This is a genomic window from Arsenicicoccus sp. UBA2120, from assembly GCF_002330965.1.
GTDB lineage: Bacteria > Actinomycetota > Actinomycetes > Actinomycetales > Dermatophilaceae > Arsenicicoccus > Arsenicicoccus bolidensis.
The window spans coordinates 52,551-62,416 of sequence record NZ_DCYC01000031.1; the positions used below are offsets into that span (position 1 = coordinate 52,551).

Genomic DNA, 9,866 nt, shown 5'->3' on the forward strand with positions numbered 1-9,866 from the left:
ACGACCTCTCGTGGAGACCCGAGCGCCGCTGTTGACAGGCTGATTGCCCGGGGTGACGATGATTCTGATCGTTCAAAGGTGATGATACCTCGCAGCGATCGCACAGCCTGTCCAAGGAGTCGATGGTGACGATGAGCAGCAGCATGGGGCACCGCCGCGCGACGATCAACGACGTCGCCCGGGCGGCCAACGTGTCACGGCAGACCGTGAGCAACGCCGTCAACCGGCCGGATCGCGTCGCACCCCAGACGCTGCAGCGGGTGCAGATCGAGATCGACCGTCTCTCCTACCGCCCCAGCTCGGCCGCCAAGTCCCTGCGCGAGCAGCGGGCGGGCGCGATCGGCCTCGAGCTCGACGCCCGCGGCGACGCCGCCAGCGCCGAGGTGGCCTATCCCTTCCTCACCCAGCTCTCCCTGGCCGCCCGCAGCCACCGCTGCCACGTCGTCACCTTCGGGACGGACTCCCCCACGCCCACCACCTCGGGCTACGAGTCCATGGTGCGGGCCCACCTGGTCGACGCCTTCGTGCTCTACGGCACCCACCACGGCGACCCGCGCCCCGAGTGGCTCAACGAGCACGGCATCCCCTTCGCGACCTTCGGGCGGGTCTGGGACGACCCCGAGTTCACCGCCTGGGGCGACGTCGACGGCCGCGCCGGCACGACCGCCGCGGTGCGTCACCTCGTCGACCAGGGCTACCGGCGGGTGGCCTTCCTCGGCTGGCCCGAGGGCTCGGCCGTCGGGGACGACCGCCTGAGCGGGTGGTGCGACACCGCGGCGGATCTCGGCGTCCTCGACGAGTCGCTGGTGGCTCGCACCGAGCAGGACCTCCCGCAGGCCCAGGCCGCCGCGGCCGACCTGCTGGGGTCGCTCCAACCGGGTGACGCGATCGTCTGCGTCTCGGACATGGTCGCCCTCGGCGCCCGGCAGGCCGTCGTCGACGCCGGCCTCGTCCCCGGCCGGGACATCGGCCTCGTCGGCTTCGACGGGACCAGCACGGCCGGCATGTTCGACCTGACCACCGTCGTGCAGCCGCTGGCCGAGATCGTCGAGCACCTGCTCACCCAGATCGACGTCCTCCTCGCCGACGGCGACGAGCCGGCGCAGGGAGCCCTGCTGGCCCCGACCCTGCGCCTGGCCGGCAGCACGAGACGGCCCTGACGAGAGGGCGACCTCACCACGAGCCCGACCCCGCCCCGCGGCGGGTGGGCGGCATACCCGTCGATCCACAGATTTGAACGATCCAACCCCGAGCACCCACGAAGCGCCACCCACCGATCGTCCCGGACCACCAGGAGCCAACGATGACTCTCCCCACCCGCACCGTCGTCCTCGTCAGCCTCGCGGCCACGACCGCCCTCGCCCTCGGTGCGTGCGGTGGAGGCGGGTTCGACGCCGCCCCGAGCAGCAGCGCACCCGCGGCGCAGTCCGGGCTGGCCTCCCTGCGGATGCTGGTCGGCGTCTCCAACGACGTCGAGCTCGGGGCCGTCCGCAAGGCCACCGAGGCGTGGGCGGCCAAGACCGGCAGCTCCGTGCAGGTCACCGGCACCGCCAAGCTGCCCGAGGAGCTGGCCAAGGGCTTCGCCGGGGGCTCCCCCGCCGACCTGTTCTACCTCGAGCCCGCCCAGGTGGGCACCTTCACCAAGGCCGGCAACCTGTACGCCTACGGCGACCAGCTGACGGGCCTGGACTACGTCCCCTCGCTGCGGCAGACCTTCACCATCGACGGCAAGCTCCAGTGCGCGCCCAAGGACTTCTCCACCCTTGCCCTCGTGATCAACGAGGAGCTCTGGACCAAGGCCGGCCTCACGAACGCCGACGTCCCGAAGGACTGGGCCGGCCTCGAGCGGGTCGCCACCCGCCTGACCACCGGATCCCAGACGGGGCTGGTGATCTCCCCCGAGTTCCAGCGCGTGGGTGCCTTCATGACCCAGGCCGGGGGCTGGGTGCTGTCCGAGGACGGCAAGACCGCGACGGCCGACTCCCCCGAGAACCTCGCCGGCCTCACCGAGGCGCAGAAGCTCCTGCGCAGCGGTGCCATGAAGCTCTCCAAGCAGGTCGACGCGGGCTGGGGCGGCGAGGCCCTGGTCAAGGGCAAGGCCGCCATGACGATCGAGGGCAACTGGATCCGTGGCGCGCTCGCCAAGGACGCCCCCGACCTCAAGGTCAAGGTCGTCGAGCTGCCCGCCGGCCCCAAGGGCAAGGGCACCCTGATGTTCACCAACTGCTGGGGCATCGCCGCCAAGAGCAAGAACCAGGCCGCCGCGGTGGACCTCGTGAAGTTCCTCGGCGAGGACGCCCAGCAGCTGAGCGCCGCCAAGGCCTTCGGGGTCATGCCGTCGACCACCTCCGCGATGGCCAAGTACAAGGCGGCCACCCCGGCGGACGCCGCCTTCGTCGCCGGGGCGTAGTACGGCAAGGGAATGCCCACCACGCCTGGCTTCGACGCGGTGCTCGCGGACGCCAACGCCCCAGATCGAGTCCCTGGCGACCGGTGACCCCAAGGCCATCCTCACGACGATGCAGCTCAACGCTGAGGCAGCGATCAAGGGCTGACCGGGCCGTCGGCAGCGAGAGGACGCCATGACAAGCCCCACGACGGAGCGACGTTCGCGACGGTCCGGGCCCGGCATCCACGCCGGGCAGACCGCCGCGGGTTGGGCCTTCACCCTGCCGATGATCGTGGTCCTCGGCACCTTCATGATCGTGCCGATCGGTATGGCGCTCTACGTCTCCTTCACGCGCTGGAGCGGCAACGGCGACCCGTTCGTCCAGGCCAACGCCCCGTTGGTCGGCCTGGACAACTACGCGACGCTGCTGTCCGGCCAGGGCCTGACCGGGCGCGACTTCATGACCTCGGTCGGCAGCCCGTCGGTCGCGATGCTCGTCCTGATCCTGCTGGCCGTGTGGACCACGACCGGGACCTTCATGCTGATGTTCCTCGCCGCCCTGCAGGACCTGCCCGAGGACGTCGACGAGGCGGCCGCGCTCGACGGCGCCACGGGCTGGCAGAAGCTGTGGTACGTCACGGTCCCCCAGCTGCGGTCCGTGCTCTTCCTCGTGGTCACGCTGGGCCTGATCGGCACCTGGCAGGTCTTCGACCAGGTCTACGCGACCGGTGGCGGCTCCCCCGGCAAGACCCTGCTCACCCCGGCCTACCTGTCCTACGAGCAGTCCTTCAAGCAGGGCCGGTTCGGGACCGGGGCCGCGATGGCCTTCATCATCTTCGTGATCATCGTGCTGCTCACCTGGGTGCAGCGCCGGGTCATGACCGAGGGCGACGAGGTGGGATGATGAGCCTGCGACGCACCCTGGCGTATGCCGTGCTGGTGGCGGCGGCCGTGGTCTACCTCTACCCCTTCGTCATCCAGGTGGCCACGTCCCTCAAGACCGACCCGGACGCCTCGGCCAACCCCCTGTCGCTGCTCCCCCACCCCCTCTCGACCCAGGCGTGGGGCGCGGTGCTCGGCAGCGGCGACAGCCAGCTGCCCGTCCTGCGGTGGCTGACCAACTCGGTGGTCGTGACCGTGGCCGTGACGGCCGGCCGGGTGTTCTTCGACTCCCTCGCCGGCTACGCCCTGTCGCGGCTGCACTTCCGCGGGCGCGGCGCGGTCTTCGCCCTGGTCCTGGCCGTCATGTCGGTCCCCGGCGTCGCCCTGCTCATCCCCAAGTTCCTCATGGTCAAGTACCTCGGCATCTACGACACCTACGCCGCGATGATCCTGTCGCTGCTGGTCGACGCGGCGGGCGTCTTCATCATGAAGCAGTTCTTCGACAGCGTGCCGGTCACCATCGAGGAGGCCGCCCGCCTGGACGGCGCCTCGGTCTTCCGGACGTTCTGGTCGGTGATCCTGCCCATGGCGCGGCCCGCGCTGATCACGTTGACGATCCTGTCCTTCCAGGGCTCATGGAACGAGTTCAGCCACTTCCTGGTGGTCACGGGCAGCCCCGAGCACAAGACGCTCGTGACCAGTCTGGCGGACCTGACCGCGGGTGGGCTGGGGTCCGGGACGCAGTTCCCGCTCAAGATGGCGACGGCCCTGATCACGACCATCCCGGTCGCCGTCCTGTTCTTCGTCTTCCAGCGGCACCTCGTCCGGGGCGCCAACGGCGGGGCCGTCAAGGGCTGAGGCACCCTCAACGGCCTCGACGGCCCCGCCGGCCGCGTCGGCGGGGCAGGACGCGTGATCAGGCGTTGGCCGGGTCGCGGAAGTACTGCCAGGCGTCGCTCATGCGCTTGGCCTGACCGGCGGTGAAGCTGTCCATGCAGGAGTCCTGCGTGTAGTCCATGAAGTTGTGGATCGGGTCCAGACCGGGAGCGTCGCAGGAGTCGGCGCCGACGGGGCAGTCGAACTGCGGGTGCGCCTCGGCAGGGGTGTCGGCGACGAAGTCGTTGGACCACGTGCAGCCGCCCTGGAAGGTGTGGTAGAGCGAGAGCCAGTGCCCGGCCTCGTGGACCAGGGTGTCGCCGAGCGCGTACTTGCCGGCGGTGCCGCCCGGCATCGACTCGTCGAGCATCACTACGCCGTCGAGGTAGTCGCGCCCGTTGTTGTAGTCCTTGGGGAAGTAGGCCCAGCCCAGCAGGCCGCCCCCGATGTCGCCGGTGTAGACGTTGAGGGTCCGGGAGTCGCCCGTGTGCAGGGCGGCCTTCATGGCCTTCTCGGTCTTGCCCGGGACGACCGTGTACCACGCCGGGTTCACGGTGTGGTCGATGCCCGCCAGGCGCCAGCGGAAGGGTGTGTCGGCGCCGCCGGTCTGCCCGCTGTAGGACGCGTTCATGACGTCCATCTGCGCCGCGATCATCCGCTCGTAGCGCGCCCGCTCGGCGGCGGTCAGCACGTGGTCCGACGTGACGTGGAAGACGACGGGGACCGTCACGCTTCCGGGGGCCAGCTGCGGGAAGCTCTTGAGCACGCCGTAGGCCTTGGCGCCGCTGCCGCGGGTGACGTCCGGCTCCTCGGCCGCGGAGGTGTCCTTCTTGCGGGCGGCCGAGAACAGCTCGAGGCAGTCCTGCACGGCGGCGGACGGCTGGACGGCGGTGCTCGCCGCGGTGGGGGCGGCGACGGTGGAGGTGGCGACGGTGGAGGTGGCGACGGCGGCGGGACCGGCGGTGATCGCCGCGGCGGCAGCGATCGCGAGGGCACCGGGGAGAGCGAGCCTGCGGGACATGGCAGAGCCTTTCGTTGGGGGTTGCGTGACCGTATGCCGGACCCGCCCCTCACGTCAGCACCCGAATGGGCGAAACGCCCGGCTCGTTCCCAGCGAGGGACCGTCCCGGCGACGGCTCGCGGGGCCGGCCGTCTGTCGGTGGCGCCCCCTACGATGCGGACCATGGAGCAGCACGTCATCGTCGTCGGGGTCGAGACCACGACCGTCCGCGTGGTCGAGGAGCTGGCCCGCTCGCGCACGGCCGCCGTGGTCGTGGTCCCGCCCACGGCCGACCCGATGGTCGTGGCGGAGCTGCGGGCCCGGGACGTCACGGTCGTCGAGGCGGCCCGCACGGACGAGCGGGTCCTGCGCGAGGCCGGCGTCCACCGGGCGCGGGCCGTCATCGTCCTCGGCCGGGACGAGGTGGCCTCCACGAGGACGGCCCTGGCGGTCGAGGATGCCGACGGGCGCGTCCCCATCGTGCTCGAGGTCGTCAACCCGGCGTTCGGCTCGCGGCTCGCCCCGCTGCTCGGCGACTGCACCGTCCTGTCCCCCGCCCAGCTGGCGGCGCCGGCCTTCATCGGGGCCGCGATCGGCGACGGCGAGGTGCAGGCCCTGCGGCTCGGCGGTCGTGACGTGGTGGTGGGTCCCAGCACATCGGTCGCCGGGCAGGTGCTGGCCGACCTCGGGGACCCCGTGCGCGGGCCGCTCCCGGACGCCCACGGCGCGAGCGCAGACGTGCGCCCGGACGACGCGACGGCCGTGGTCATCGGCACGCAGCACCGCCACCACGGCCGGCAGGTCCGCACCGGCGGGATCCTGGGCGGCGCCGCACAACTGCTGGGCCGGCGCCAGCGGATCGTGCTCCTGCTCCTGCTCGGCGTCATCCTCGCGAGCACGGCCTACTTCCACAGCACCGCCGGCAAGGACTGGCTCACCTCGCTCTACCTCGCGTTCACCACGGCGACGGGGACGGGCTACGGCGACCCGGACGACGCCGAGCTGACGGTGCGGTTCACGGCGATCGTCATCCAGGTCATGGGCCTGCTGCTCGCCTCCGGCCTGACGGCCGTCATGACCGACGCCCTGACCAGCTCGCGCCTCGCCACCCTCACGGGCAGCGTCCGCGGGCGGCCCCGGCACCACGTGGTGGTGTGCGGGCTCGGCCGGATCGGCACCGCCGTGGTCGTGGGCCTGCGCGAGCGCGGGATCCCGGTGGTCGCGGTCGAGCGCAACGAGGAGGCCTACGGCGTCAACCGGATCCGCCGCCTCAAGGTGCCGGTCGTGATCGGCGAGGCGAGCGACCCCTCCACCCTCGAGGAGGCCGGCATCCACCGCTGCGACGCCGCCATGGCCCTGACCGACGACGACGCCGTCAACCTCGAGATCTCCCTGGTGGCCAGGGCCGCCCGCGAGGACCTGCGTATCGTGACCCGGCTCTACGACGACGACCTCGCGACCCGCGTCGAGCGTCGGCTGCAGCTCGGCGCGACCCGGTCGGTGTCCATGCTGACCGCGCCGGCATTCGTGGCGGCGGCCCTCGGGCGTCCCCGCTCCACGATCGTCCCTGTGGGGCGCCGGGTGGTCCTGCTCACCGAGCTGCAGGTCGAGGAGGACGCCGGGCTGGTGGGGGTGCTGCCGTCCCAGCTGTCGCAGGCGGCGACGTGCGGCTGCTCGCCGTGCGGCGCGAGGGCGGCGCGTGGGTCTGGCACGAGCCGGACGAGGCGTTCGGCCCCGGCGACCGGATCGCGGTCGCCGCCACCCGCACCGGGCTCGGGCAGCTGCGGCTCGCCTGCCGACCCCAGCGTGACGGCGCGGGACGGCATACGGCCGTGGCCCGGTCCCCCTCGAGGAGGAACCGGGCCACGACCAGCCGGACGACGCTGGGTCGTCAGGCGGTGACGAGCGACCGCAGGACGTACTGCAGGATGCCGTCGTTGAGGTAGTACTCACGCTCGCCGGGGGTGTCGATCCGGACGACCGCGTCGAACTCGACCGTGTCGCCGCCGTCCTTGGACGCCGTGACGTGCACGGTCTTGGGGGTCTTGCCCTCGTTGAGCTCGGTGACCCCGGTGATGTCGAAGGTCTCCGTGCCGTCCAGGCCCAGCGAGTCGGCCGACTCGCCCTCGGGGAACTGCAGCGGCAGCACGCCCATGCCGATCAGGTTGGAGCGGTGGATGCGCTCGTAGGACTCGGTGATGACCGCCTTGACGCCCAGCAGGCGCGTGCCCTTGGCCGCCCAGTCGCGCGACGAGCCCGAGCCGTACTCCTTGCCGCCGAGGATCACCAGCGGGACGCCGGCCTCCTGGTAGGCCTCGGACGCCTCGTAGATCGTCGTCTGCTCGCCACCGTCGAGGAAGTTGCGGGTGTAGCCGCCCTCGACGCCGTCCAGCAGGAGGTTCTTGAGACGGATGTTGGCGAAGGTGCCGCGCACCATGACCTCGTGGTTGCCGCGGCGCGAGCCGTAGGAGTTGAAGTCCTTGCGCTCCACGCCGTGCTCGGCGAGGTACGTGCCCGCAGGGCTGTCGGCCTTGATCGACCCGGCCGGGCTGATGTGGTCGGTGGTGACCGAGTCGCCCAGCTTGGCGAGCACCCGCGCGCCCGAGATGTCCTCGGCCGGCGTGAGCTCCATGGTCATGCCGTCGAAGTAGCTCGGCTTGCGGACGTAGGTCGAGTCCTGGTCCCACGCGAAGGTCTTGCCCTCGGGCGTCTCCAGGCCCTGCCAGCGCTCGTCCCCGGCAAAGACGTCCTTGTAGTCGTCGACGAACAGGTCGCGGCTGATCGACTCGGCGATCGTGCGCTCGACGTCCTCCGGCGAGGGCCAGATGTCCTTGAGGTAGACGTCCTTGCCGTCGGTGTCCTGACCGAGCGCCTCGGCCTCGAAGTCGAAGTCCATCGTCCCGGCCAGGGCGTAGGCGATGACCAGCGGCGGGGACGCCAGGTAGTTCATCTTGACGTCCGGGCTGATCCGGCCCTCGAAGTTGCGGTTGCCCGAGAGCACGGCCGACACCGACAGGTCGTTGTCGTTGATGGCCTTGCTGATCTCGTCGTCGAGGGGCCCGGAGTTGCCGATGCAGGTGGCGCAGCCGTAGCCGACGAGGTGGTAGCCCAGCGCCTCGAGGTGCGGCCACATGCCGGCCTTGTCGTAGTAGCCGGTGACGACCTGCGAGCCCGGCGCCATGGAGGTCTTGACCCACGGCTTGGCCTTGAGACCGCGCTCGTTGGCGTTCTTGGCCAGCATGGCCGCGGCCATCATGACCGACGGGTTGGAGGTGTTGGTGCAGGACGTGATCGAGGCGATCGCGACGTGGCCGTGGTCGATGTCGAAGGTGCCCTTGTCGGTCGTGACCGAGACCTTGTGCGAGGGGCGCGAGGACCCGTTGCCCTCGTTGGCCGGCTGGGTGCCGCCGCTCTCGGTGTCGCTGGTCTGGGACGGGGCGTCGGAGGCCGGGAACGACCCGCCCGAGGACCCGTTGCCCTCCTCGTGCTTGACATAGGTCGGCAGGACCTTGCGGAACGCGGCCTTGGCGTCGGTGAGGACGATGCGGTCCTGGGGACGCTTGGGCCCGGCGATCGAGGGCACCACGGTGCTCAGGTCCAGCTCCACCAGCTCGCTGTAGCGGGCCTCGGCGCTGGGGTCGAGCCACATGCCCTGCTGCTTGGCGTAGGCCTCGACGAGGGCGACCTGCTCGTCGTCGCGCCCCGTGAGGCGCAGGTAGTCCAGCGTCACGTCGTCGATCGGGAAGATCGCGCAGGTGGAGCCGAACTCGGGGCTCATGTTGCCGATGGTGGCGCGGTTGGCCAGCGGGAGCTCGCCGACGCCCTCGCCGTAGAACTCGACGAACTTGCCGACGACCCCGTGCTTGCGCAGGATCTCGGTGATGGTGAGGACGACGTCGGTGGCGGTGACGCCGGCGTTCATGGAGCCGGTGAGCTTGAAGCCGACGACGCGCGGGATGAGCATCGACACGGGCTGGCCGAGCATGGCCGCCTCGGCCTCGATGCCGCCGACGCCCCAGCCGAGGACGCCGAGACCGTTGACCATGGTCGTGTGCGAGTCGGTGCCGACGCAGGTGTCGGGGTAGGCCTGGCCGCCCCGCGACATGGTGACGCGGGCGAGGCGCTCGATGTTGACCTGGTGGACGATGCCGGTGCCCGGGGGGACGACCACGAAGTCGTCGAAGGCCGTCTGGCCCCAGCGCAGGAACTGGTAGCGCTCGTTGTTGCGCTGGTACTCGAAGTCCTGGTTGATCTGGAAGGACTTGGGGTTGCCCGCGGAGTCGATCTGCACCGAGTGGTCGATGACGAGCTCGGCGGGGGCCAGCGGGTTGATGCGGGTGGGGTCGCCACCCAGGTCGGCGACGGCCTCGCGCATCGTGGCGAGGTCGACGACGCACGGCACACCGGTGAAGTCCTGCATGATCACGCGCGCGGGCGTGAACTGGATCTCGGTGTCGGGGTCGGCCTTCTCGTCCCAGCCGCCCAGCGCCCGGATGTGGTCGGCGGTGATGTTGGCCCCGTCCTCGGTGCGCAGGAGGTTCTCCAGCAGGACCTTCAGGGAGTACGGGAGGGTCTGGCTGCCCTCGACCTTGTCGAGCCGGAAGATCTCGTAGGACGCGTCACCGACCTCCAGGGTGTCCTTGGCTCCGAAGCTGTTCACACTCTCTTGGCTCACGCCTGTTCCTTCCACGAAGGGTCGTTGTCTCGACGTCGAGACAA

The 9,866-nt window shown here is 70.9% G+C and carries 7 protein-coding genes; 5 read left to right on the plus strand and 2 right to left on the minus strand.

The features are described from left to right. The first annotated feature begins 131 nt into the window (after nucleotides 1-131). The 4 genes from B2P18_RS04195 (at nucleotide 132) to B2P18_RS04210 (ending at nucleotide 4,129) form a co-directional block, all read left to right on the plus strand. Nucleotides 132-1,160: a LacI family DNA-binding transcriptional regulator gene (locus B2P18_RS04195; protein ID WP_286956015.1), complete on the plus strand. Its 1,029-nt coding sequence runs from the start codon at nucleotides 132-134 to the stop codon at nucleotides 1,158-1,160. Nucleotides 1,161-1,303: 143 nt separating this feature from the next. Then, nucleotides 1,304-2,410: an extracellular solute-binding protein gene (locus tag B2P18_RS04200; RefSeq protein ID WP_313534806.1), complete on the plus strand. Its 1,107-nt coding sequence runs from the start codon at nucleotides 1,304-1,306 to the stop codon at nucleotides 2,408-2,410. Nucleotides 2,411-2,582: 172 nt separating this feature from the next. After that, nucleotides 2,583-3,293 carry a carbohydrate ABC transporter permease gene (locus B2P18_RS04205; protein ID WP_286956017.1) on the plus strand — a complete coding sequence of 237 codons (711 nt, stop codon included), beginning with the start codon at nucleotides 2,583-2,585 and terminating at the stop codon, nucleotides 3,291-3,293. Beyond that, nucleotides 3,290-4,129 (plus strand): carbohydrate ABC transporter permease, encoded by an 840-nt coding sequence (locus B2P18_RS04210; RefSeq protein ID WP_376783696.1) that lies wholly within the window; start codon nucleotides 3,290-3,292, stop codon nucleotides 4,127-4,129. Before B2P18_RS04205 ends, B2P18_RS04210 begins: the two co-directional genes overlap by 4 nt. A 58-nt stretch (nucleotides 4,130-4,187) precedes the next feature. Here B2P18_RS04210 and B2P18_RS04215 read toward each other — a convergent pair whose 3' ends face one another. Further along, nucleotides 4,188-5,168, minus strand: coding sequence for a zinc metalloprotease (locus B2P18_RS04215; protein WP_286956020.1), 981 nt, complete (start codon nucleotides 5,166-5,168; stop codon nucleotides 4,188-4,190). A gap of 162 nt (nucleotides 5,169-5,330) precedes the next feature. Here B2P18_RS04215 and B2P18_RS04220 point away from each other — a divergent pair, with 162 nt between their 5' ends. Further along, nucleotides 5,331-7,049: an NAD-binding protein gene (locus B2P18_RS04220; RefSeq protein WP_286956023.1), complete on the plus strand. Its 1,719-nt coding sequence runs from the start codon at nucleotides 5,331-5,333 to the stop codon at nucleotides 7,047-7,049. Here B2P18_RS04220 and acnA read toward each other — a convergent pair. Next, nucleotides 7,039-9,822, minus strand: a complete 2,784-nt coding sequence (gene acnA, locus B2P18_RS04225) for an aconitate hydratase AcnA (protein WP_034250891.1) — start codon at nucleotides 9,820-9,822, stop codon at nucleotides 7,039-7,041. The genes B2P18_RS04220 and acnA overlap by 11 nt on opposite strands. Between the last annotated feature and the right edge of the window lie 44 nt (nucleotides 9,823-9,866).

Bases quoted from the DNA above. Each gene is read 5' to 3' on its own strand.
- B2P18_RS04210 (WP_376783696.1), top strand. From the start codon at position 3,290: ATGATGAGCCTGCGACGCACCCTGGCGTATGCCGTGCTGGTGGCGGCG.
- B2P18_RS04215 (WP_286956020.1), bottom strand. From the start codon at position 5,168: ATGTCCCGCAGGCTCGCTCTCCCCGGTGCCCTCGCGATCGCTGCCGCC.
- B2P18_RS04200 (WP_313534806.1), top strand. From the start codon at position 1,304: ATGACTCTCCCCACCCGCACCGTCGTCCTCGTCAGCCTCGCGGCCACG.
- B2P18_RS04205 (WP_286956017.1), top strand. From the start codon at position 2,583: ATGACAAGCCCCACGACGGAGCGACGTTCGCGACGGTCCGGGCCCGGC.
- B2P18_RS04220 (WP_286956023.1), top strand. From the start codon at position 5,331: ATGGAGCAGCACGTCATCGTCGTCGGGGTCGAGACCACGACCGTCCGC.
- B2P18_RS04195 (WP_286956015.1), top strand. From the start codon at position 132: ATGAGCAGCAGCATGGGGCACCGCCGCGCGACGATCAACGACGTCGCC.